General features: G+C 69.3%; 23 protein-coding genes and 1 pseudogene. 12 read left to right on the top strand and 12 right to left on the bottom strand.

Going from position 1 to position 22,404, the window contains the following annotated elements; all coding sequences use genetic code 11:
- Nucleotides 1–40: 40 nt before the first annotated feature.
- Entirely contained in the window at nucleotides 41–676 is a 636-nt protein-coding gene (locus NM203_RS15040; protein ID WP_255060786.1) for a TetR/AcrR family transcriptional regulator, read from the bottom strand.
- Nucleotides 677–742: 66 nt separating this feature from the next.
- On the opposite strand from NM203_RS15040, the gene NM203_RS15045 reads away from it, so the two are divergent.
- On the top strand, nucleotides 743–2,011 hold the full coding sequence (locus NM203_RS15045) for a cytochrome P450 (protein WP_255060787.1): 1,269 nt from the start codon (nucleotides 743–745) through the stop codon (nucleotides 2,009–2,011).
- On the opposite strand, the gene NM203_RS15050 is transcribed toward NM203_RS15045, so the two are convergent.
- The gene (locus NM203_RS15050) at nucleotides 2,001–2,789 is read right to left on the bottom strand and encodes a Sir2 family NAD-dependent protein deacetylase (protein ID WP_255060788.1); all 789 of its coding nucleotides are present in this window, start codon (nucleotides 2,787–2,789) and stop codon (nucleotides 2,001–2,003) included. The genes NM203_RS15045 and NM203_RS15050 overlap by 11 nt on opposite strands.
- A 77-nt stretch (nucleotides 2,790–2,866) precedes the next feature.
- Between NM203_RS15050 and NM203_RS15055 the strand changes: the two genes are divergently transcribed.
- Both NM203_RS15055 and NM203_RS15060 read left to right on the top strand, forming a co-directional pair.
- Nucleotides 2,867–4,912: an NAD(+) synthase gene (locus NM203_RS15055; RefSeq protein WP_255060789.1), complete on the top strand. Its 2,046-nt coding sequence runs from the start codon at nucleotides 2,867–2,869 to the stop codon at nucleotides 4,910–4,912.
- A gap of 143 nt (nucleotides 4,913–5,055) precedes the next feature.
- The gene (locus tag NM203_RS15060; protein WP_303624688.1) at nucleotides 5,056–5,796 is read left to right on the top strand and encodes a GntR family transcriptional regulator; all 741 of its coding nucleotides are present in this window, start codon (nucleotides 5,056–5,058) and stop codon (nucleotides 5,794–5,796) included.
- On the opposite strand, the pseudogene NM203_RS33505 reads toward NM203_RS15060, so the two are convergent.
- The 3 genes and pseudogenes from NM203_RS33505 to NM203_RS15070 all read right to left on the bottom strand — a co-directional run.
- Nucleotides 5,792–5,947: pseudogene (locus NM203_RS33505) on the bottom strand (isoprenylcysteine carboxylmethyltransferase family protein); the annotation flags it as partial. The gene NM203_RS15060 and the pseudogene NM203_RS33505 sit on opposite strands and share 5 nt — an antisense overlap.
- 30 nt (nucleotides 5,948–5,977) lie before the next feature.
- The gene (locus tag NM203_RS15065) at nucleotides 5,978–6,802 is read right to left on the bottom strand and encodes an enoyl-CoA hydratase/isomerase family protein (RefSeq protein WP_255060791.1); all 825 of its coding nucleotides are present in this window, start codon (nucleotides 6,800–6,802) and stop codon (nucleotides 5,978–5,980) included.
- Nucleotides 6,803–6,809: 7 nt separating this feature from the next.
- On the bottom strand, nucleotides 6,810–7,694 hold the full coding sequence (locus NM203_RS15070) for a ribokinase (RefSeq protein ID WP_408633353.1): 885 nt from the start codon (nucleotides 7,692–7,694) through the stop codon (nucleotides 6,810–6,812).
- Between the two features lie 56 nt (nucleotides 7,695–7,750).
- Here NM203_RS15070 and NM203_RS15075 point away from each other — a divergent pair, with 56 nt between their 5' ends.
- From NM203_RS15075 to NM203_RS15115, 9 genes are read left to right on the top strand one after another with little or no spacing between them, the layout of a single operon-like run.
- Complete coding sequence (locus NM203_RS15075) at nucleotides 7,751–8,998, top strand: glutamate-5-semialdehyde dehydrogenase (protein WP_255060794.1); 1,248 nt, start codon at nucleotides 7,751–7,753, stop codon at nucleotides 8,996–8,998.
- A gap of 18 nt (nucleotides 8,999–9,016) precedes the next feature.
- Complete coding sequence (locus tag NM203_RS15080) at nucleotides 9,017–9,919, top strand: AAA family ATPase (RefSeq protein WP_255060795.1); 903 nt, start codon at nucleotides 9,017–9,019, stop codon at nucleotides 9,917–9,919.
- Nucleotides 9,920–9,929: 10 nt separating this feature from the next.
- Complete coding sequence (locus NM203_RS15085; protein WP_255060865.1) at nucleotides 9,930–11,378, top strand: vWA domain-containing protein; 1,449 nt, start codon at nucleotides 9,930–9,932, stop codon at nucleotides 11,376–11,378.
- A gap of 45 nt (nucleotides 11,379–11,423) precedes the next feature.
- The gene (gene nadD, locus NM203_RS15090) at nucleotides 11,424–12,056 is read left to right on the top strand and encodes a nicotinate-nucleotide adenylyltransferase (RefSeq protein WP_255060796.1); all 633 of its coding nucleotides are present in this window, start codon (nucleotides 11,424–11,426) and stop codon (nucleotides 12,054–12,056) included.
- Nucleotides 12,053–12,451: a ribosome silencing factor gene (rsfS, locus tag NM203_RS15095; RefSeq protein WP_255060797.1), complete on the top strand. Its 399-nt coding sequence runs from the start codon at nucleotides 12,053–12,055 to the stop codon at nucleotides 12,449–12,451. The genes nadD and rsfS overlap by 4 nt, the downstream gene beginning before the upstream one ends.
- The gene (gene gpgP / locus NM203_RS15100) at nucleotides 12,448–13,110 is read left to right on the top strand and encodes a glucosyl-3-phosphoglycerate phosphatase (protein WP_255060798.1); all 663 of its coding nucleotides are present in this window, start codon (nucleotides 12,448–12,450) and stop codon (nucleotides 13,108–13,110) included. The genes rsfS and gpgP overlap by 4 nt, the downstream gene beginning before the upstream one ends.
- Nucleotides 13,100–13,873, top strand: a complete 774-nt coding sequence (gene octT / locus NM203_RS15105; RefSeq protein ID WP_255060799.1) for a diglucosylglycerate octanoyltransferase — start codon at nucleotides 13,100–13,102, stop codon at nucleotides 13,871–13,873. Before gpgP ends, octT begins: the two co-directional genes overlap by 11 nt.
- Before the next feature lie 2 nt (nucleotides 13,874–13,875).
- The gene (locus NM203_RS15110; RefSeq protein ID WP_255060800.1) at nucleotides 13,876–14,715 is read left to right on the top strand and encodes a DegV family protein; all 840 of its coding nucleotides are present in this window, start codon (nucleotides 13,876–13,878) and stop codon (nucleotides 14,713–14,715) included.
- Entirely contained in the window at nucleotides 14,712–15,329 is a 618-nt protein-coding gene (locus NM203_RS15115; protein WP_255060801.1) for a maleylpyruvate isomerase family mycothiol-dependent enzyme, read from the top strand. Before NM203_RS15110 ends, NM203_RS15115 begins: the two co-directional genes overlap by 4 nt.
- On the opposite strand, the gene NM203_RS15120 is transcribed toward NM203_RS15115, so the two are convergent.
- The 7 genes from NM203_RS15120 to NM203_RS15150 form a co-directional block, all read right to left on the bottom strand.
- Nucleotides 15,326–17,095 (bottom strand): HNH endonuclease signature motif containing protein, encoded by a 1,770-nt coding sequence (locus tag NM203_RS15120; RefSeq protein ID WP_255060802.1) that lies wholly within the window; start codon nucleotides 17,093–17,095, stop codon nucleotides 15,326–15,328. The genes NM203_RS15115 and NM203_RS15120 overlap by 4 nt on opposite strands.
- Before the next feature lie 84 nt (nucleotides 17,096–17,179).
- On the bottom strand, nucleotides 17,180–18,229 hold the full coding sequence (locus tag NM203_RS15125; RefSeq protein WP_255060803.1) for an NAD(P)H-dependent amine dehydrogenase family protein: 1,050 nt from the start codon (nucleotides 18,227–18,229) through the stop codon (nucleotides 17,180–17,182).
- Between the two features lie 27 nt (nucleotides 18,230–18,256).
- Nucleotides 18,257–19,330, bottom strand: coding sequence for an aldo/keto reductase (locus tag NM203_RS15130; RefSeq protein WP_255060804.1), 1,074 nt, complete (start codon nucleotides 19,328–19,330; stop codon nucleotides 18,257–18,259).
- Nucleotides 19,331–19,364: 34 nt separating this feature from the next.
- Complete coding sequence (locus NM203_RS15135; RefSeq protein ID WP_255060805.1) at nucleotides 19,365–19,835, bottom strand: GNAT family N-acetyltransferase; 471 nt, start codon at nucleotides 19,833–19,835, stop codon at nucleotides 19,365–19,367.
- A 4-nt stretch (nucleotides 19,836–19,839) separates the two neighbouring features.
- Nucleotides 19,840–20,595: an amino acid ABC transporter ATP-binding protein gene (locus NM203_RS15140; RefSeq protein ID WP_308212833.1), complete on the bottom strand. Its 756-nt coding sequence runs from the start codon at nucleotides 20,593–20,595 to the stop codon at nucleotides 19,840–19,842.
- Nucleotides 20,592–21,419, bottom strand: coding sequence for an amino acid ABC transporter permease (locus NM203_RS15145; RefSeq protein WP_255060806.1), 828 nt, complete (start codon nucleotides 21,417–21,419; stop codon nucleotides 20,592–20,594). The genes NM203_RS15140 and NM203_RS15145 overlap by 4 nt, the downstream gene beginning before the upstream one ends.
- A complete protein-coding gene (locus tag NM203_RS15150; RefSeq protein WP_255060807.1) occupies nucleotides 21,416–22,264 on the bottom strand; it encodes an ABC transporter substrate-binding protein in 849 nt (282 codons plus the stop codon). The genes NM203_RS15145 and NM203_RS15150 overlap by 4 nt, the downstream gene beginning before the upstream one ends.
- Between the last annotated feature and the right edge of the window lie 140 nt (nucleotides 22,265–22,404).

Below are 22,404 nucleotides of genomic sequence, written 5' to 3' on the forward strand. Positions count from 1 at the left end.
GCACGCGGGGGAGCGGTGAGCGCTCCTGCGAGTGCACAAATCACGCAATGGGCGGCTCGAGATACAGCGCAGCCCAGGCGATTTCGGTGAGGGTGGCCGCGAGCTCGCGGTCGTAGGAGGCGGGGCGGGACGGCAGGTTCTGCTGGCACGCGCGCTCGACCATCCACGTCAGCGTGCTCGCGGTGGTCGCCGCCGACAGTGACCGGCGGATCGCGCCGTCGCGCTGCCCCTGCTCGATGACCGCGGCCATTCTCTCCGCGATGCCGCTGAGGATCTCGTTGTACGTCGTGCCGACCTGAGGGTCGTAGGCGGCCATCTCGTTGAGCGCCACCAGCAGGGGCTGGTGATGCCGATAGGTCGCGACGATCGCCGTCATCGCGGCGAGCACGTCGGCCGGGTCGCGACGGTCCGCGACGTTCCACCACGTGCCTGCGGCGTCGGTGAGGTCGGCGAACACCTGCCCGGTGAGCCGGCGAAGCAGGTGGCCCTTGTCCTCGAAGTAGATGTAGAAGCTGGCACGCGAGATCCCGGCCTCGGTGGCCAGGCGGTCGACGCTGAGCTCGGTGAAACTCGCCCCGGCCGCCATCAACCGGTCGGTGGCGTCGAGCAGCTGACGTTCGATCCGCTCGCGCCGCTCCTGCCGGTTGGCCTGGGCCTTCCTCGTCACCGATGGCACCGAGCCAGCGTATCCGAGCAGCCCACACCTTGACTAGACATAGTGTCTAGACTTATCGTCACCAGCATGACTGTGTCTCCGCTCACATCCGCCGGCACCCGCGATTACGACCCTGTCGACCTCTCGTCGCGCGCGTTCTGGGCCACCACCGCCGCGCACCGGGAGACGTCGTTCGCCGAGTTGCGCGCCGACCGCCCCGTCAGCTGGCACCGGCCCGTCGAGGACTCGCTGATGCCCGACCCGAGCGACCCCGGCTACTGGGCCGTCACCCGGCACGCCGACATCGTGACCGTCAGCCGCGACAGCGAGACGTTCCTCTCGGGCAAGGGCGTGCTGTTCGAGACGGTGCCCGAGGAACTGCTCGAGGCGTCGCAGTCGTTCCTGGCGATGGACCCGCCCAGGCACACCGTGCTGCGTAAGCTCGCCCACGCCGCGTTCACCCCGCGGCAGGTGCGGCGCATCGAGGACTCGATCAAGGCCAACGCCCGCGACATCGTGGCGGAGTTGCGTGAGGCGGGCAGCGGCGCCGACTTCGTCGAGCACTGCGCGCGCGAGCTACCGATCCGGACGCTGTCGGACATGGTCGGCATCCCGGAGACGGACCGCTCGCAGGTCGCGCACGCCGCCGACGCGATGGTGTCGTGGGCCGACCCGGTGTACCTCGACGGTCGCAACCCGCTGGAGGTCCTGGTGGGCAGTCAGATGTACCTGCACCAGGTGGCGGGCGCACTGGCAGCGGACCGACGCGCCAACCCCGGCGACGACCTGATCAGCAGCCTGGTGCAGGCCGAGGTGGACGGCGACCGGTTGACCGACGGCGAGATCGCCGCGTTCTTCGTGCTGCTCGCCGTCGCAGGCAACGACACCACCCGCCAGACCATGAGCCACGCCGCCAGGGCTCTCACCGAGTTCCCCGATCAACGCGCTTGGCTGGCAGCCGATTTCGACGACCGCATCCCCAGTGCCGTGGAGGAGTTCGTGCGCTGGGCCACGCCGGTGATGACGTTCCGTCGCACGGCGGCGCGGGACTGCGAGCTGAACGGTCAGTCGATCGCCGCGGGCGAGAAGGTCGTGATGTTCTACGCGTCGGGCAACTTCGACGAGCGGGCGTTCGATCAGCCCGGTCGATTCGATCTCGGCCGCAAGCCGAATCCGCATCTCGGCTTCGGCGGCGGCGGACTGCACTTCTGCCTCGGCGCACACGTGGCGCGGGCCCAGCTGCGCGCGATCTTCGGCGAGATGCTCACCCGGATACCGGATTTCGAGGCAGGCGAGCCGGCGCTGGTGGCCGGCAACTTCATTCACGGCATCCGCGCGATGCCGATCACGTTCTAGCGGCGTCCAGTTCGTCGGCCAGCAGTGCGAGGAGTTCCGAGCAGCCGCCGTCGACCTTGACCGTGGCGAGGTCGTCACCACGGGTGCGGCCGCGGTTGATGATCGCGACGGGTTTCCCCTGTGCCGCGGCGTGCCTGACGAATCGCAACCCGGAGAACACCGTCAGCGACGATCCCGCGACCAGCAGCGCGTCGGCGTCGTCGACCAGCGAGTAGGCCCGCTCGACAACGTGTTTCGGAACGCTCTCGCCGAAGTAGACGATGTCGGGCTTGAGCATGCCGCCGCAGCGCGGGCAGTCGACGAACCGGAACGACGCCGTTTCCTCGATCATCGCGTCGGCGTCGGGCGCCACCGCGATGCCGCCGACCTTCTCGGCCCGATCGGCGAAACCGGGATTCAGCGCCTCCAACTGTTCGGCCAGCAGGTCGCGGGAGAGCGTGTACCCGCACGCCAGGCACACCACCCGCGCGTACGTGCCGTGCAGATCGACGACGGTCCGACTGCCGGCCTTGGTGTGCAGCAGATCTACGTTCTGCGTCACCACACCGAGGACGACGCCTGCGCGCTCGAGGTGGGCCAGCGCGCGATGTCCGGCGTTCGGCAGCGTCGCATGCATGTGGCGCCAGCCGACGTGGTTGCGCGCCCAGTAGCGCTGCCGGTACAGAGGGTCCGACGTGAACTGCTTGATGGTCATCGGATTGCTCGGCGGCGAGTCCGGGCCCCGGTAGTCCGGGATGCCCGAGTCGGTGGACAGTCCCGCCCCCGTCAGCACGGTCATGCGTCGACCTTCGAGCACTTTGACCAGTTCAGGGCCTTCCACCCTGTCCAGGATAGGCGGCCTGAGAGAATCGGGCCGTGGACTTCCATTCCGCCTACCGGCACGGGTTCGTCCGCGTCGCCGCGTGCACGCACCACACGACGCTGGCCGACCCCGCGGCCAACGCCGAGTCGATCCTGCGGCTGGCCCGCCGATGCCACGACGACGGCGTCGCCCTGGCGGTGTTCCCCGAGCTGACGTTGTCGGGCTACTCGATCGACGACATCCTCCTGCAGGACGGCCTTCTCGACGCTGTCGAGGCGGCGCTGGCGGACCTCGTCGCCGCGTCGCGCGACCTGCTGCCGGTGCTCGTGGTCGGGGCGCCGCTGCGGTGGCGCAACCGCGTGTACAACACCGCCGTCGTCATCCACCGGGGCGCAGTGCTCGGGGTCGTGCCGAAGTCCTATCTACCGACGTACCGCGAGTTCTACGAACGCAGGCAGCTCGCGCCGGGCGACGATGTGCGCGGCGCGACCATCGGCATCGGCGGCGTCGACACGCCGTTCGGTTCGGACCTGTTGTTCGCCGCCCGTGACCTGCCGACGTTCGTCCTGCACGTCGAGATCTGCGAGGACATGTGGGTTCCGGTGCCGCCCAGCGCGGAGGCGGCGCTGGCAGGCGCGACGGTGCTGGCGAACCTCTCGGGCAGCCCGATCACCATCGGCCGCGCCGACGAGCGCAAGCTGCTCGCCCGGTCGGCGTCGTCGCGGTGCCTGGCGGCCTATCTCTACGCCGCGGGCGGCGAGGGGGAGTCGACCACCGACCTGGCCTGGGACGGCCAGACCATGATCTACGAGAACGGGGCTCTGCTGGCCGAATCCGAGCGTTTCCCCAAGGGGGAGCGCCGCTCCGTCGCTGACGTCGACACCGAACTGCTGCGCGCCGAACGTATCCGGATGGGCACGTTCGACGACAACCGGCGCACCCACTCCGATCGCACCGACGGGTTCCGCCGCGTCGAGTTCGTCGTCGACCCGCCGTCCGGCGACATCGGGCTGCTGCGCGACGTCGAGCGCTTCCCGTTCGTCCCGTCGGATCCCGAGCGCCTGCAACAGGATTGCTACGAGGCCTACAACATCCAGGTGTCCGGGCTCGAGCAGCGGCTGCGCGCGTTGAACTACCCCAAGGTGGTCATCGGGGTCTCCGGGGGGCTGGATTCCACCCACGCCCTCATCGTCGCCGCCCGCGCCATGGACCGCGAAGGGCGACCGCGCAGTGACATCCTGGCGTTCACGATGCCCGGTTTCGCCACGGGTGACCGCACCAAGGGCAACGCCGTCGCCCTGGGCGCAGCACTCGGAGTCACCTTCGCCGAGCTGGACATTCGGGACACCGCGGCGTTGATGCTCAAGGAGATGGACCACCCGTTCGCGCGCGGCGAGAAGGTCTACGACGTCACGTTCGAGAACGTTCAGGCCGGGCTGCGGACCGATTACCTGTTCCGGCTGGCGAATCAACGCGGGGGCATCGTACTGGGCACCGGTGATCTCTCGGAGCTCGCGCTGGGCTGGTCCACCTACGGTGTCGGCGACCAGATGTCGCACTACAACGTGAACGGCGGCGTCCCGAAGACGCTCATCCAGCACCTCATCCGGTGGGTCATCGCGTCGAGGGAGTTCGATGACGAGGTGAATCGGACCCTCGCCTCGGTGCTCGACACCGAGATCACGCCCGAACTGGTGCCTGCCGGCGAGGACGAGGAGATTCAGAGCAGCGAGGCGAAGGTCGGGCCCTATGTGCTGCAGGACTTCTCGCTGTACCAGGTGCTGAGGTACGGGTTCCGGCCGTCGAAGGTGGCGTTTCTGGCCTGGCACGCCTGGCGGGACGCCGACTACGGTGACTGGCCGACCGGGTACCCCGCCGATAAGCGACCCGCATACTCGCTGAAGGAGATTCGGCACTGGCTCACGGTGTTCGCGCAGCGTTTCTACTCGTTCAGTCAGTTCAAGCGCTCGGCGCTGCCCAACGGGCCCAAGGTGTCCTCGGGCGGTGCATTGTCGCCGCGGGGCGACTGGCGCGCGCCGTCGGATATGTCGGCGCGCGTGTGGCTCGAGGAGATCGACCGCGAGATCCCAGAGAGCTGACGGCCGCTCCGGATGTGGTCATCGACTCTTTACGAGGAAACGGGTGGCCGTGATGACCCACTGTGACAGGATCGGCGACTGTGCCGGATGGGAATGACCGCGCGCTGCTGTCGACGGCCGCGGGGGTGCCGCTGCACCGTCAGATGTTCCTCGTTCTGCATGACGAAATCGTGCGCGGAGTCTTCGAACCGGGCGATTCGCTGCCGACGGAGCAGGCGATGTGCGAACAGTTCGGGGTGTCCCGCATCACGGTGCGCCGGGCGCTCGCCGATCTCGCCGACGAGGGATTGATCCAGCGCAGGCACGGTGTCGGATCCTTCGTTCTGAACAGCCCGTCGATCCGGCAGCGCGAGGTCGGCGGCTCCTACATGGACGAACTGCGACAAGTCGAGTTCGCGACCGACGTCGACGTGGTGGAGTTCGGCGTTCGCGGCGCTTCCAGGGCGGTTGCCGAGGTGCTCGGACCGCGCGATCGAATGCTGTACGTGCTGAGGGTCCGTCGATCTCGCCGCACGGCCGAGCCGCTGATGATCACCGAGGCGTGGCTACCCGTCGAGCTCGCGGATGTCATCACCGAGGAGGCGCTCGGCGCACGCCCGCTTTATCAACTGCTCGCCGACGCGGGGGTGGAGTTGGAGCGACTCGACCACGAGTTGACCGCCGAGATCGCGGGCCCGCGGTCGGCCACGCTGCTGGGCACCCCGATCGGGTCGGCCGTCATCCGGGTGAACCGCGTGGCGTTCGCCGGCGGCACGCCACACCACGTGGTGTCGATGACGTTGTCGCCGAACCGCAGTCGCGTGATCCTCAATCAGACGGCCGACGAGATTCACACGGGATCCGGGCTCGCGATCGCCCACGACGTGCGCGGCACTGCGACATGAGCCCCACTCCCGGAACGTAGCGTCCCACCGACGACAGGTAGGACCGGTACTCGTCGCCGTGCGTCGCGGTCGGGTAGGGCTCCTCGACCACCCGGACCTGTAGTTCGATCGTCGCGACGAGAAACACGAACCCCGCGACGGCGACGACGTTCGAGGCACGGGGTCTGGAGATGGCTGACGTCTAGAGCCGGCCCTCGGTGCGCAGCTCCGGGTGCACCCAGTCGGGTGAGCGTCGTTCCTTGAACGCGACGAAGCCCTCGACCGCCTCGGGCCCGGTGTACGACGCCTTCATGCCGATCCGGTCGTAGAGCCCCAGGTAGTTGTCGAGGCTCGACTTGACCACCAGGCGCGCTTTGGGCGCCGTCCGGCAGCACTGCGCCAGCACCTCCCTAGCCGCGGACAGCACCTCGTCGTGCGGGACCACGCGGGCCACCATGCCCCAGTCCAGCGCCTCCTGAGCCGACAGCACCCGGCCGGTGAACATCAGGTCGCGGGTCCGGACCGGGCCGATTATGCGCGCCAGCATCTGGCTGTAGTAGGTGTCGGCGATGCCGCGGTAGAGCTCCGGCACCCGGAAGGTGGCGCGGTCGCTCACCACCGCTATGTCGCTGCACATCGCGATCTGCAGTCCGCCGCCCTGGCAGAGGCCGTTGACCGCCGATACCACCGGCTTGGCGGACTGGCGCAGAATCTCGAACGGGGTCGCGTCGGTCGACATGGCGCGCAACCCCTTCCAGTCGTCGACGCCGTTTCCGCCACCCAGATCGCCGCCCGGCGCGAACACGTCACCCGTCCCGGTGATCAGCAGGCCGGCCAGGTCCGGATCCGATTCGACGAGGCTGACCGCGTAGCGGATGCCGAAGTACATGGCCCCGGTCATCGCGTTGCGGGCTTCGGGGCGGTCGAGTGTGCACACGCCGAACGCTCCTTCGCGGGTGAACCGCAGGAACGGGGTGCCGAGCCAGTCGCCGTCGGGCGGGCGTGGCGAGCTCTCGGTGTCGGACATGGAACTCCTAACTCTCTGAGGTCGTCTCGGTTGCCAGCACGTCGTCGATCGCCTCCGCGGTGGGCGCGCAGTCGCCCGCTCCCGCCACCAGGGTGGCGAGCGCACCCGCGGCGCAGGCTCGGCGCAGCGCCACGTCCGGGCCGGAAAGCCAGTGCGTCGCAAGCACTCCCGCGAACACGTCGCCAGCGCCGGTGCTGTCGACGGGTTCGACCGCGGGGGACGGGACCGAGACGGAGCGGCCGCCACCGGCGTACCGGGCGCCGCGCGCGCCGAGCGTCGTCACCAGATGCGGCACCGGCCAGCGCCAGTGCGCGGCCTCGTCCTCGTTCACCACGACGACGTCGGCGACCGCGGCGAGGTCCTCCAGCGCTCCGGCCCCGGACTGCGCGGGCGACGCGTTCACGATGACGACCGTGCCGGACTCGCCGGCGACCCGTGCCGCGGCGACCGCGGTGTCGAGCGGGATCTCCAGTTGCAGCAGAAGCACGTCGGCGCCCGCCACCGCGGCACGGGCAGCGGCGGACGTCATGGTCAGGTGGGCGTTGGCGCCCGGTGCGACGACGATCGAGTTCTCGCCCTCGGAGTCGACGACGATCACCGCGGATCCGCTGGCGACCGGCGCGGTCACCACGCTCGCGACGTCGACGCCGTTGCCGGTCAGGTGCGCCCTGAGGTGGACCGCCGCCGCGTCGTCGCCGAGTGCGGCGACGAGGTGCACCGATGCGCCCGCGCGCGCAGCCGCGACCGCCTGGTTGCCCCCCTTGCCGCCGGGCGCCGTGGCGACCCCCGACGCGAGCACGGTCTGCCCCGGCCGCGGCAACTCGGCCACGGTGTAGGAGTGGTCGAGGTTGACACTGCCGACGACGCACACCGCCGTCGGCTTCGTCTGCACCCACATACCGTAGCCCCAACGGGACCGCGGGCGTGGAACCTCGTTAAGCTGGCCTAATGAGTGCGCAGGTGACTGTTGACGTCGAGCTCCGCGAGCAGGTGCATACCGCAGCCCGCCGCGCGCGGGTCGCCGCCCGCGAGCTCGGCACGCTCAGCACCGCGACGAAGAATCGGGCGCTGCACGCGGCGGCCGACGCGGTGCTGGCCCACGTCCACGAGGTGCTGGCCGCCAACGCCGAGGATCTCGACACCGCCCGCGCGGCCGGCACCCCCGAGGCCATGCTCGACCGGCTCGCGCTCAACCCCAATCGGGTCGACGGCATCGCGGCGGGGCTGCGCCAGGTGGCCGGCCTGCCCGACCCGGTGGGCGAGGTGCTGCGCGGCAGCACACTGCCCAACGGCCTGCAGATCCGCCAGCAGCGGGTGCCCCTCGGCGTCGTGGGCATGGTCTACGAGGGCAGGCCCAACGTCACCGTCGATGCCTTCGGCCTCACGCTGAAGTCGGGAAACGCCGTGCTGCTGCGCGGGAGTTCCTCGGCGGCGCGCTCCAATGCCGCCCTGGTGACCGCGCTGCGCTCGGCGCTGGTGGCCGAGGGGCTACCCGCCGACGCCGTGCAGCTACTGCCCAGCGCGGACCGCGCCAGCGTCACGCATCTGATCCAGGCGCGCGGGCTCGTCGACGTGGTGATCCCCCGCGGCGGAGCCGGCCTGATCGACGCCGTCGTCAGGGATGCCACCGTGCCCACGATCGAGACCGGCGTCGGCAACTGCCACGTCTACGTGCACGCGGCAGCCGATCTCGACCTTGCCGAGCGGATCCTGTTGAACTCCAAGACCCGTCGGCCGAGCGTGTGCAACGCCGCCGAGTCGCTGCTTGTGGACGCCGCCATCGCCGAGCACGCCGTGCCGAGGCTGCTCGGCGCCCTCACCGACGCCGGGGTGACCGTGCACCTCGATCCGTCGGAGGAGGAGTTGCGCGCCGAATTCCTCTCGATGGACATCGCGGTGGCCGTCGTCGCCGGTATCGACGCCGCGATCGCCCACGTGAACGAGTACGGCACCGGTCACACCGAAGCCATCGTGACCGCGGATCTCGATGCCGCCCAACGCTTCACCGCCCGCGTCGACGCCGCCGCGGTGATGGTCAACGCCTCCACGGCGTTCACCGACGGCGAGCAGTTCGGGTTCGGTGCCGAAATCGGCATCTCCACCCAGAAACTGCACGCCCGCGGCCCGATGGGGCTACCCGAACTGACCTCGACCAAATGGATCGTGTGGGGCGACGGCCAGACCCGTCCCGCCTGACAGGAGATGACACAACACATGAGCGTCCCCGCACGCCCGGCTCCGCTGTTCGCCGACATCGACGATGTCGCGAACAAGCTCGCCGAAACCGGATACCTGCCCGACACAGCCACCGCCACAGCGGTTTTCCTCGCCGACCGGCTGGGCAAGCCGCTGCTGGTCGAAGGGCCCGCGGGGGTCGGCAAGACCGAGCTCGCCCGCGCTGTCGCGCAGTGCACGGGGTCGGAGCTCGTCCGGCTGCAGTGCTACGAGGGTGTCGACGAGGCCCGTGCCCTCTACGAGTGGAACCATGCCAAGCAGATCCTGCGGATTCAAGCGGGCTCCGGCTCGATTGCCGGCTCCGCCGGCGGTGGCGACTGGGATCAGACGAAGATGGACGTCTTCAGCGAGGAGTTCCTGCTGACGCGTCCGCTGTTGACGGCGATCCGCCGGACCGATCCCACGGTGCTGTTGATCGACGAGACCGACAAGGCCGACATCGAGATCGAGGGTCTGCTGCTCGAGGTGCTGTCCGACTTCGCGGTCACCGTGCCGGAACTCGGCACCATCAAGGCCTCCCAGACGCCGTTCGTGCTGCTGACGTCGAACGCGACCCGCGAACTGTCCGAGGCGCTCAAGCGTCGTTGCCTGTTCCTGCACATCGACTTCCCCGACCCGGATCTCGAGCGCCGCATTCTGCTGTCGCGCGTGCCCGAACTGCCGGAGACGCTGGCCGAGGAGATCGTTCGGATCATCGGCGTGCTGCGCGGGATGCAACTCAAGAAGGTGCCGTCGGTGGCCGAGACCATCGACTGGGGCCGTACGGTGCTGGCGCTGGGAATGGACACCATCGACGACAAGACGATCGCCGCGACGCTGGGCGTCGTCCTCAAGCACCAGTCCGACCAAACCCGCGCTGCGGGCGAGCTCCGGCTGAACTAGGAGGTCGATGATGGTCGCCCGACGCACCAGACCACCGCAACCGCTTGCACCCCACGGCATTCCGGGGCACCTGGTGGAGTTCGTGGAGGCCCTGCGCGGCGTCGGCATCAACGTCGGCCCGTCGGAGACGGTGGACGCGGGCAAGGTGATGACCGTCGTCGGACTCGGTGACCGTGAGGTGCTGCGGGAGGGGTTGGCCTGCGCGGTGCTGCGGCGCGCCGACCACCGCGAGACCTACGACGCGATGTTCGACCTCTGGTGGCCGGCCGCGCTGGGGGACCGCACCGTCGTCGACGACGAGGACGCCGACGGCGGCAGCGCACCGGACGGGTTGCCGCCCCAGGACGTCGACGCGATGCGCGAAGCGCTGCTGCAGATGCTCGAGAACAACCCCGAACTCGGTGAGATGGACCCCCGGCTGGCGGCGATGATCGCGCAGATCGTCGAGTCGTTCGGCCGGTACAACTCCAGTCGCGGACCGTCGTACTCGTCCTACCAGGCGCTCAAGGCCATGGCGCTCGACGAACTCGAGGGCCGGCTGCTTGCCGGTCTGCTCGCGGGCTACGGCGACGATCCCACGCCGACTCAGGAGGAGATCGCGAAGGCCATTGCGGCGCGGCGTATCTCGCAGATGCGCCGGATGGTCGAGGCCGAGACCAAGCGCCGGACCGCGGAGCAACTGGGCCGCGACCACGTGCAGATGTACGGCATCCCGCAGCTCGCCGAGAACGTCGAATTCCTGCGCGCGTCCGGCGATCAGCTGCGGAACATGCGTCGCGTCGTCGCACCGCTGGCCCGCACGCTGGCGACCAGGCTGGCGGCGCGCAGGCGTCGGTCCCGGCGCGGTGAGATCGACATGCGCAAGACGCTGCGCAAGTCGATGTCCACCGGCGGCGTGCCGATCGACGTCGTGCTGAAGAAGCCGCACCCGGCCCGCCCCGAACTGGTGGTGCTGTGCGACGTGTCTGGCTCGGTGGCGGGGTTCAGCAGCTTCACGCTGATGTTGGTCAGCGCGCTGCGGCAGCAGTTCAGTCGGGTTCGGGTCTTCGCCTTCATCGACACCACCGACGAGGTCACCGAGCTGTTCGGCCCGGATAGCGACCTGGCCGTCGCGGTCCAGCGCATCACCCGCGAAGCGGGCGTCTACACCCGCGACGGGCACTCCGACTACGGCCACGCGTTCGTCTCGTTCATGAACAAGTACCCGAACGTGCTGTCGCCGCGGAGTTCGCTGCTGGTGCTCGGCGACGGCCGCAACAACTACCGCAATCCGGAGACCGACCTGCTGGCCCACATGGTCAACGCCAGCAAGCACGCGCACTGGCTCAACCCCGAGCCGAAGCACCTGTGGGGTAGCGGCGACTCGGCGGTGCCCCGCTACGAGGACGTCATCACCATGCACGAATGCCGGTCCGCGAAGCAGCTGGCGACGGTGATCGACCAGCTGCTTCCGGTCTAGGCGATCCAGCTGGGGCGGCGGTGAGGGGCCGCACCAGTAAGCTGCATGGTCATGACCAGGCGACTCGGGGTGATGGGTGGGACGTTCGATCCCATTCACCACGGCCACCTGGTCGCGGCGAGCGAGGTCGCCGACATCTTCGCCCTCGACGAGGTGATCTTCGTACCGACGGGCCAGCCCTGGCAGAAGCGCGATCGGCCGGTCACCGCCGCCGAGGACCGCTACCTGATGACGGTTATCGCCACGGCCGCCAACCCGCGGTTCTCCGTGAGCCGGGTCGACATCGACCGGGGCGGCCCGACCTACACCAAGGACACGCTGCGCGATCTCGCCGCGCTCAATCCGGACACCGAGCTGTTCTTCATCACCGGTGCCGACGCACTCGCCTCGATCCTGTCGTGGCAGAACTGGGAGGACATGTTCTCGCTCGCCCGTTTCGTCGGAGTCAGCAGACCCGGCTACGAACTCGACGGTCAGCACATCGCCGCGGCGATGAAGGAGTTGCCGCCGGATGCGTTGTCGCTCGTTGAGGTGCCCGCGCTGGCGATCTCGTCGACCGACTGCCGCCACCGGGCAGAGGATGGTCGGCCCATCTGGTACCTGGTGCCCGACGGAGTCGTGCAGTACGTGTCCAAGCGCGGGCTGTACTCCCTCGCGGGACAGGAGGCCCCGGCATGAGCGCTTCCGCCGAAGCCCTGGAGATGGCGACGGTGGCCGCGCAGGCGGCCGCGGCCAAGATCGCGACCGACGTCGTGGTCATCGACGTCTCCGGGCAGCTCGTCATCACCGACCTCTTCGTCATCGCGTCGGCGTCCAACGACCGTCAGGTCAGCGCGATCGTGGACGAGGTCGAGGAGCGGATGCGGTTGGCGGGCCACAAGCCCGCCCGGCGAGAGGGCACGAAGGAGGGCCGCTGGGTGCTGCTCGACTTCGTCGACATCGTCGTGCACATCCAGCATCAGGACGAGCGCGAGTTCTACTCGCTCGATCGGCTGTGGCGCGACTGCCCGGTGGTGTCGGTCGACTTGGATGGTGTGGCTGGAGTCGAGGTCGACGAACAGGCGCCGGAGTGAGCATCCGCCGGCTGGTGATGCTGCGCCACGGGCAGACCGAGTGGAATGCGGGCAGCCGCATGCAGGGTCAACTCGACACCGATCTGACCGACCTGGGTCGGCACCAGGCCGCCGCCGCCGCCGAAGTGCTGGCCAAGCGCCAGCCGCTCGTCATCGTGTCCTCGGATCTGCGGCGTGCCCTCGACACCGCCACGGCGCTGGGGGAGCGGTCGGGGCTGCCGGTCGAGATCGACACCCGGCTGCGCGAGACGCACCTCGGCGACTGGCAGGGCCTCACGCATCTGGAGGTCGACGACGTCGCCCCCGGTGCCCGGCTGGCGTGGCGGGACGACGCCAGGTGGGCGCCGCACGGCGGGGAGAGCCGGGTCGACGTTGCCGCGCGCAGCATGCCGCTCGTCGACGAGCTGCTCGAACGGCATCCCGACTGGGGTGTCGAGGATCCGGATCGGCCGGTCGTGCTGGTCGCGCACGGCGGGCTGATCGCCGCGCTGACGGGTGCGCTGCTCGCGCTGCCGGTGGACAACTGGCCCGTGCTCGGCGGAATGGGTAACGCCAGCTGGGTGCAGCTGTCGGGGCACACCGTGCCGGGCGCCGAGCAGGTCAAGTGGCGCCTCGACGTGTGGAACGCCTCGGCCCAGGTCGCCAACGATGTCCTTTGATTCTGCGCGCCGTGATGATCCCCCGGGTCGCTCCGCTCCTGCCCGCCGGACCCTGCTGATCTTCTGCGACTCGCTGTCCTACTACGGCCCGACGGGCGGACTGCCCGCCGATGATCCGCGCATCTGGCCCAATATCGTTGCCGCCGCGCTCGACTGGGACGTCGAGCTGATCGGGCGGATCGGCTGGACGTGCCGCGACGTGTGGTGGGCGGCGACGCAGGATCCGCGCGCGTGGGCGGCGCTGCCCCGTGCGGGTGCGGTCGTGTTCGCGACCTCGGGTATGGACTCGCTGCCGTCCCCGTTGCCGACGGCGCTGCGCGAGCTGATCCGCTACGTCCGCCCGCCACGGCTGCGGCGGTGGGCGCGCGACGGCTACGGCTGGCTGCAGCCGCGACTGTCGCCCATCGCCCGGCCGGCGCTACCCGGACCGCTGAGCGCGCATTACCTCGAGAAGACCCGTGCGGCAATCGACTTCAACAGGCCCGGCATTCCCGTCGTGGCCTGCATCCCGTCAGTGCACATCGCCGAGACGTACGCGAAGTCCCATCGTTGGCGCGACGAGACCGTGGCGGCGATCACGGAATGGGCCGGGGCGCACGACGTCCCGATTGTCGATCTCAAAGCGGCGGTCGCCGACCAGGTGATGAACGGGCACGGCAACCCCGATGGCATTCACTGGAACTTCGAGGCGCACCGGGCGGTGGCCGAACTGATGCTCAAGGGTCTCGCCGAGGCGGGCGTCACCCCGGACGGCGACCACTAGCCGTGGCCGTCAGGGTGGTGACCGACTCGTCGGCTCGGTTGAGCCCGGACGAGCTGCAGCGCTGGGGAATCGAGCAGGTGCCACTGCACGTTCTCGTCGACTCGACCGACCTGCGCGACGGGGTCGATCAGCTGCCCTACGACTTGCACACGCGCGGCCACGTCACGACGGCGGGCGCGGCCCCCGCCGAACTCGCCGACGCGTACCGCAAGGCGCTCGCGGACAGCGGCGGCGACGGTGTGGTCGCGGTGCACCTGTCGGCGGCGCTGTCGAGTACGTTCAGCTCCGCGGTGTCGGCGGCACGGGAGTTCGGACCCTCTGTGCGCGTGGTGAACTCGCGGTCGGCGGCCATGGGGGTCGGGTTCGTCGCGCTGGCCGCGGCCCGCGCAGCGGCGGCCGGAGGATCGCTCGACGACGTCGAGACCGCCGCCAGGGCGGCCGTTCCGCGGGGCCGGGCCTTCATCGTCGTACACCGGCTGGACAATCTGCGGCGCAGCGGCAGGATCGGCACGGCGGCGTCGTGGCTGGGCACGGCACTGTCGCTGAAGCCGCTACTCCAGCTCGACGTCGACGGCCGGTTGGTGCTGGCACAACGGATTCGCACGGCTTCCAAGGCGCATGCGGCGCTCATCGACGAGGTCGTCGCTTTCGTCGGGGACCACCCCGCGGGGATCGCCGTCCATCACGTCGACAACCACGACGACGCCGACATGGTGGGCGCCGCGCTGACGTCCCGGCTGCCGCAGCTCGAGTCGCTGGTCGTCACCGACATGGGTCCGGTGCTGTCGGTGCACGTGGGCGGCGGTGCGATCGGCGTGTGCGTGTCGCTCGGTGCGGAGTGAGCACACTCGATCTGGCACAGGCCGAACGCGAGGACTTCGCGGAGTTCCTGTCGGCGCTGGCGCCGCAGCAGTGGGAGCACGGCACGCTGTGTGAAGGGTGGACGGTGCGCGACGTGGTGGCTCACACCGTGAGCTTCGAGGGGGTGCCGCTCGGCGCCTTGGCGAAGCTGTTCCTGCGGGGCCGGTTTCAGACCGATCGGATCAACGCGGTCGCTGTCGCTGAACTGGCAGGGCGGTCGCCCGATGAGCTGATCGGCACGGTTCGGGCGCACTCGCGTCCCCGCGGCATGAACGCCGGGTTCGGCGGGCGACTCGCCCTGACCGACAACATGATTCACCACCAGGACATTCGCCGCCCGCTCGGAATCCCGCGTGTGATCCCCACCGATCGCCTTTCGGCTGCACTGGATTTCGTGCGCCGGTCGCCGACGATCCGCGGCGCGAAGCGGGCGCGCGGCGTCACGCTGGTGGCGACCGATCTGACGTGGTCGGCAGGCAGGGGGCCGGAAGTGCGCGGCCCCGGCGAGGCGCTGCTGATGGCGATGGCCGGTCGTCGCGACGGCCTGCGCGACCTCGATGGGCCGGGTCTGCAGGCGCTGGCGGCCCGCGTCTAGCGCGGTGGTGCGGGGCCCCGTGCGCCCTGTGGGTCACGGGTGCGGCAGCGGTGGATGAGGCGGCTGAGTTCGGTGCGGGTGCGGGTGGTGGCGGTGAACGACTGCAATGTGCCGGCGTGGAATCGGATGAAGGGCGCGGGGGTGGTGTCGTCGCCGAAGGCCCAGACGGCGAACGCGTCGAGGGCATCGGGGTCGTCGAGGGCGTCGGCCGGCGCGGGCGCCGCCGTGGCGTCGCCGTCGGCTTCGTTGCCGTTGCCGAAGGCCCATGCGGGGTCGACGGGTTCGGGCTCGGGGGGCACGTCCTCGTCCCGCAACGCTGTCGGTGGATCCGCTGTCGGCGGGGGTGTCGGCGGGCGTGTCGGCGGCGAGGCGGGTGGGGTCTGCCAGGGCAGGGGTGCGTTCTCGTCGGGTAGGGGGATCTGGTCGGGGCGGTTGCGGTAGTTGACGGTGGCCTGACCGGTGTCGAGGTGGTCGGGGGGATGCCAGTGCACCACTCCCTCGACGACGTCGGTGGACCACTGATGCGGTTGGGGGCCGACGAGTCGGTTGTCCGCCGGGCAGGCCAACGCGTTCTCGTCGACGTTGGTGTTGCCGCCGGCGCCCCAGTCGCGGGCGGCGTGATGGACCTGGCAGCCGTAGGGGCCGACCGGGCAACCCGGTTTGGTGCACCCCCAGTCGCGGGCGATCAGCATCAGCCGCTGCGCGGCGGTGGCGATCCGTTTGGTGCGGAACAGATCCAGTGCCGACCCGGTGGCCCCGTCGAAGACCGCCAGCGACCAGTGCGCGTGCGCGCCCATCCGGATCAGATCGGCGATCGACATCGTCGTGCCGCCCCCGCTGACGGCGACCCCGGCCCGCGCCTGCAACTCCTGCAGGGTGGTCTTGACGATCACCGACACCGGCAGACCGTTGAGGGTGCCGAGATCGGTCATCAGCGCGATGCGCGCCATCAGGACCAACGCGTCGTGGCGTCGCTGCGCCACGGTGCGGTGGTCGTTGTCGATCTGCGCCTGGCTCGGGGTACCCGCACAGCAGGGTTCGGGGTCGTCGGGATTGCACATGCCGGGTGCGGCGAACTTCGCGTAGAAGGCCTCCAGGCTAGCCGCCAACTCCGGGGTCGCCTCCACGGTGATCGGGGTGGTGCCGTTGCGGCGCTGCCGTCCCACCGTGACCCCGCGTTGCCGATCGCGTTCCCGGTCGTCGGGTTCGGGACCGTCCTGATCCAGCACGAACAGTCGGCGGGCGGCTTCGGCCTGAAGTTCGACCGGACCCACGCCGATCGCCAGACGCACCAGACTCACCTCCATCTGAGCGGCGGTCAGCGCATCGAACCGAGCCCGCACCTTGCCGACCACGTCGCGGATGATCGCGATGTGCTCGACGGTGATCGCCCCGTGCTCCTGGGCCCCGGCCACCGCGGGCAGTTCCGGTTGGAGTTCTTCTCCGGTGGTGGCGCGGCGCGGCCCCAACTGTCTGGCCGCGGCGAGCCGGCGATGCGCCTCGGCGGTGCTGATCCGCCACCGCGTCGCCAGCACCTGCTTCCAGTTCTTCGCGCCCATCGCCACCGCGGTGGTGACCGCCTGCAGCGCGACCAGGATCCGATGCGACTGAGCCGGCATCCGGCGCGTCAACGCCTCGTACTCATCGGACACCTGCAGCAGTTCCGCCTGCGACAGACACGCGATGTCCGCAGCAGCGAAACGGTCGTAGGCAGCGGTCAACGCCAACACCGCCTCCACCGCTTCTGGGACCGCCGTACCGGACATGACTCGAACATACATTCGACCACCGACAAGTTTTCGTCGTCGCCTCCAGAGGTGTGACTCTTGAAACGCGAGTGACACAAGGGATTACCCCCTGAAGCGACCCGCCACCGGAGGCAGATCCTTCAGCGTCACGATTCCGGGCGCCGCGGCAACCACGGCGGGCACCGCATTGGTGACGGGCATCGCGGTGTAGATCATGCCGAGTCCCATGAAGCCCGGTTCGGTCCAGTCGCGCGGCGGCAGGCAGTGCAGCACGGTGCGCATGTTAGGCGTACCGAACACCTGAATAACGTGCCCGTGCTCGAGCGGCTTCGGCGGGGTGACGTGGCTGCCCATGATCCAGTTGAAGCCGACGCTGACGACGTTGTGGTCGCCCACCCAGCCCCGGTGGTAGCCGTACACGCCGCCGACGGTGCCACTGGGAATGGTCATGAAGCCCAGGTCGCTGTCCCCGGTGGCGGTGGTGAACTCCACATCGAACGTTAGCCGGTCCAGTTTCGCGCCGATCGCGTCGGCCATCATCGCGGCGGATTCTGCGAACACCTCGCTCTCGCGGCGGACGCTCTCGGCGAGGCCGGGTGTTTCGGGGTCCCGACCGAAGCCCATCGCCGACTGGGTGCCCGCGGACTCGTAGGTGGAGCAGTCGACGGACTCGGTGATGCGGATCTCGGTGACGTTCTCGCACGCACCGGAGAGCACCATACCGACCATGTTGGTCATGCCCGGATGCGCGCCGCTGCCGAAGATCGTGGATTCACCTGCCGCACAGGCCTTCCGGATGCGATCGAGATCCTCGGGGGTTTGCTTACCACCGGTGATCCACGCGGCACTGGAGCAGACGTTGACGCCCGCTTCGAGCAGCGCGACGAGCTCGTCGATGTTCGGCCACAGCGGGTTGTAGCAGCAGGCATCGGGCTGCAGCGCAATGAGCGCGTCGATGTCGTTGGTGGCCGTGACGCCGGTCGGTTCGGGCCAGCCGGCGAGCTCGGCCGCGTCCTTACCGACCTTGTCCGCACCGTGTGCATACACGCCGACGAGCTCCATGTCGTCGCGTCCGATGATCGCGTGCAGTGATCGCGTGCCGATGTTGCCTGTCGTCCACTGAATGACGCGCAGTGGTTGATCGCTACCCATGCTGAGTATGTATACGCGAGCCGCTGCTCAGATATCGGAGCTCTCGCGCCACAGGTCGATGCCGGAGTCGGACGCGAATTCGTCGATCTCGGCGAGCTCATCCGCGGTGAACGCGAGGTTGTTCAGTGCGTCCAGGTTCTCGTCCAGCTGCTCGACGCTCGACGCGCCGACGAGTGCCGAGGCCACCGTCGGATCCCGCAGCACCCACGCGAGCGCGAGCTGAGCCAGCGACTGACCACGGCGCTCCGCGATGGCCGCCAGTCCGGTGAGACGTTCGCGGACGTCCTCGGTCACCTGTCCGTCGTCGAACGTCGGGCGCGCCGTCGCGCGATCGATCTCGCTCGCCGGCTGGTTCAGGTAGCGCTCCGTCAGCAGACCCTGTGCGAGGACGGTGAACGCGATCGCCCCCATACCGGCGTCGTTGAGCGCCGACGTCAGACCGTCCTCGACCCAGCGGTTCAGCAGCGAATAGGACGGCTGGTGGATCACCAGCGGGGTCCCGAGTCGCTTTGCGATCGCGGCGGCCTCGGTGGTCTTGGCCGCCGAGTACGACGAAACGCCGACGTAGCGCGTCTTGCCCGCGCGCACCGCGGAGTCGAGCGCGCCGATCGTCTCCTCGAGCGGTGTCCTCGCATCGATGCGGTGCGAATAGAAGATGTCGACGTAGTCGAGGCCGAGGCGATCCAGTGACTCGTCGAGGCTCGCCAGCAGATAGGCGCGGCCGCCGAGCTGCCCGTACGGTCCCGGCCACATGTCCCAACCGGCCTTCGACGAGATGATCAGCTCGTTACGGTACGGCTTGAAATCGCGCCGCAGCATGCGGCCGAAGTTCTCCTCCGCGGAGCCGTACGGCGGGCCGTAGTTGTTGGCGAGGTCGAAATGCGTGATGCCGCGGTCGAATGCGTGTCGCAGCACCTGTCGTTGGACGTCGAACGGGCGGTTGTCGCCGAAGTTGTACCAGAGCCCCAGCGAGATGGCCGGAAGCAGCAGGCCCGACGACCCCACCCGTCGGTACGGCATCGTCGCGTAGCGGTCGCGGCTCGCCGCCCACGGATCGTGGGTGAAGGGGACGTCTGCGATCTCGAGGTCGTCGTTGGCCATGAACGCCATCGTAGGGATGTCGGTCGGCGCGTGGCTAGGACAGGCGCTTCTCGAACGGATGCACGCCGATCTCCGCGGCGCTGCGTGTCACGTCGAAGAGCGGGGTGTAGCCGGCGGCCAGGTATAGCCCGACGGCTTCGGGCTGGCGGGGTCCCGTCGTCAGGAACACGCGGGTGTAACCGCGTTGCGCCGCAACGCGTTCCAACTCGGCCACGACGAGCGCGCCGTAACCGCGACGGCGATGGGCGGCGGAGGTCCAGATGCGTTTGAGTTCGGCGGTCGACTCGTCGTACCGGCGAAACGCACCGCCCGCGACGGGTTCGCCATCCACTGTCGCCACGATCAGCACGCCGCCGGGCGGTGCGAATTCGGCGGCGTCGTAGGCGCGTAGGTCCTGGTACTCCGTGCCGTCGAGGCGGCCGTATCGGCTCCCGTACTCCCGCTGCAGGTCATCGAGCAGAGGTCCCGCCAGAGGATCGTCCTGCCGCACTTCGACGAACTTCATGAGATCAGCGCCCCGCGGTGAATCGCCGCAGGAACGCCTTCGTCCGCTCGTGCTCGGGTGCGGTGAGCAGCGTCGCCGCCGGGCCCGACTCCACGATGCGCCCGCCGTCGAGGAAGAACACCGTGTCGGCGACGTCGCGGGCGAACGCCATCTCGTGCGTGGCCATCACGATCGTGCTGCCGGCTTCCGCCAGTCCGCCGACGAGCTCCAGCACCTCGCCGACGAGTTCGGGATCGAGCGCGCTGGTGATCTCGTCGAGCAGCAGCAGACGCGGGTCGTAGGCCAGCGCGCGAGCGATCGCCACCCGCTGCTGCTGCCCACCCGAAAGATGATCCGGATAGGCGTCGGCCTTGTCCGCCAAGCCGACTCGCTCCAGCAGCTCTCTGCCGCGGTCGTCGGCGTCGCGCCGGGTCGCCCCGTGTACCACCCGTGGTGCCAGCGCCACGTTGCCGAGCGCGGTCATGTGCGGGAACAGGTTGTAGGACTGGAACACCATGCCCATCGCCTGCCGTGCGGCATCCGCGTCGATGCGCGGGTCGCTGATATCGCGGCCGTCGAGCAGGATCCGGCCGTCGTCGATGTCCTCGAGCAGGTCGACGCACCGCAGCAGCGTCGACTTGCCGGAACCCGAGGCGCCGATGAGCACCACGACCTCGTGCTCCGCGACGTCGATGTCGACACCGTCTAGGACGACCCGCTCACCGTAGGTCTTGCGGACGCCGCGCAGGGAGAGCACAACGTCGCGCTCGCCGGAACTCACAACGCCCCCTGCCGCGTGCCCACACGTCGCGACGCCCAGTCGGCCAGCCGCGCCGACGGCACCGCGAGCGCGACGAACAACAGGCCGGCGACGACGTAGGGCGTGAAGTTGTACGTGGTCGCGGACTGGATCTGCGCCGCGCGGACGGCGTCGACGGCGCCGAGCACCGAGATCAGTCCGCAGTCCTTCTGCAGTGCGACGAAGTCGTTGAGCAGTGGCGGCGTGACACGGCGGAAAGCTTGCGGTAGCACCACCAGCCGCATCGTGCGCCGGTGGTTGAGCCCGAGCGACTTCGCTGCGGCCAGTTGCGACGGATGAATCGACTCGATCCCGGCCCGGAACACCTCGGCGACGTAGGCGGAGTAGATCAGCACAAGCGCCAAGCCGCCGAGCAGCACCGGGCTGGTCGGCATGCCGGACAGCCGAAGGCCCGGCAGCCCGAAGCCGACGAGGTAGAGACAGATCAGCAGCGGAAGGCCGCGGAACACGTCGACGTAGCCGGTGGCCAACGCGCGCAACGGAAACCACACCGGGCCCTGCAGGGTGCGCAGCGCCGCGAGGCCGAGACCCACGATCAGGATGAGGATCTCGCAGACGATGAGCACGCGGATGTTGAGCCACAGTCCGTCGAGCAACGCGGGCAGACTCTCCCACCCGATGCGCAGGTTGAAGAACGAGTCGCGGACGCGGGGCCACCCTGGCGACGCTGTCACCGCGAACAGCAGCACCGCGGCGAAGATCACCGTCGACGCGAACGCGACGGCGGTGGACCGGCGAGCGCGCGACCTCCGATAGGCGACGCGATCGATCGAGGACGTCGTCACGACAGGACGGGCGCGTTACCCGCGCCTGCGAGCCATTCCTTCTGCAGCTTGAACAGCACGCTCTCGTCGCCCAGTTCGTCGACCGCCTTCGAGACGCAGGCGGTCAGCGGACTGCCTTTGTCCAGCACGATGCCGAACTGTTCGGCCTGCTCGTCGCTGGGCGGCAACTGGCCGACGATCACCCCGTCGGTGAGTTCCGCCTGCACCGCGAACGCCGTCGGCAGGTCGAGCACCAGGGCGTCGATCTGGCCGTTCGACAGAGCGGCTTTGGCGTCGTCGTTGTTGTTGAACACCGCGACACCTTCGTCGATGGCCTTGGCGGCGGTGTAGCTCGTCGTGCCGACCTGAGCGCCGAGCTTCAGACCCGTCAGCCCGTCCAGCGACGTGACCTCGGCCGCGGGCGAGGTCTTGACCGTCACCAGTGCCTGCGTCACATCGAAGTAGGGCGACGAGAAGTCGACCGCCTGCTTGCGTTCATCGGTGATCGAGAACTCGTTCAGGTTGGCGTCGAACGTCTTCGGCCCGGGGGCGATCGCCGCGTTGAACGGAACCCGGACCCAGACCACGTCGTCCTTGCCGTAGCCCAACTTGTCCGCGACGGCGTAGGCGACCGCCGACTCGAAGCCCTTGCCGTTGGCCGGGTCGTCGTCGACGAACCACGGCGGGTACGCGGGCTGGTCCGTGCCGAACGTCAAGTTCCCCTTGGTGAGCGTCGGCAGCGCGTCCTTCGAACACGAATCCGGTGCCGCCGAGGGCGTCGCCGTGTCGTCGGCGGGGGCACAGGCGGTGGCGGTGAGCAGGCTGACGGCGGCCAGCAGGCCGACGACACCCGAGATGTTGCGCATGCGCGGCATCATCGCGCACGCTGCGGTTCCGCGCCAACGTTCCGCTCCGTGCGATTCGCAGCGCGCACCGGGCGTTCATCCACAGAGCCGACTTCATCCACAGGCAGGGCGCCCAGCGGCCCGTTGAACGGGATCGTGTC

This window comes from Mycolicibacterium arenosum, assembly GCF_024320865.1.
Classification (GTDB): domain Bacteria; phylum Actinomycetota; class Actinomycetes; order Mycobacteriales; family Mycobacteriaceae; genus Mycobacterium; species Mycobacterium arenosum.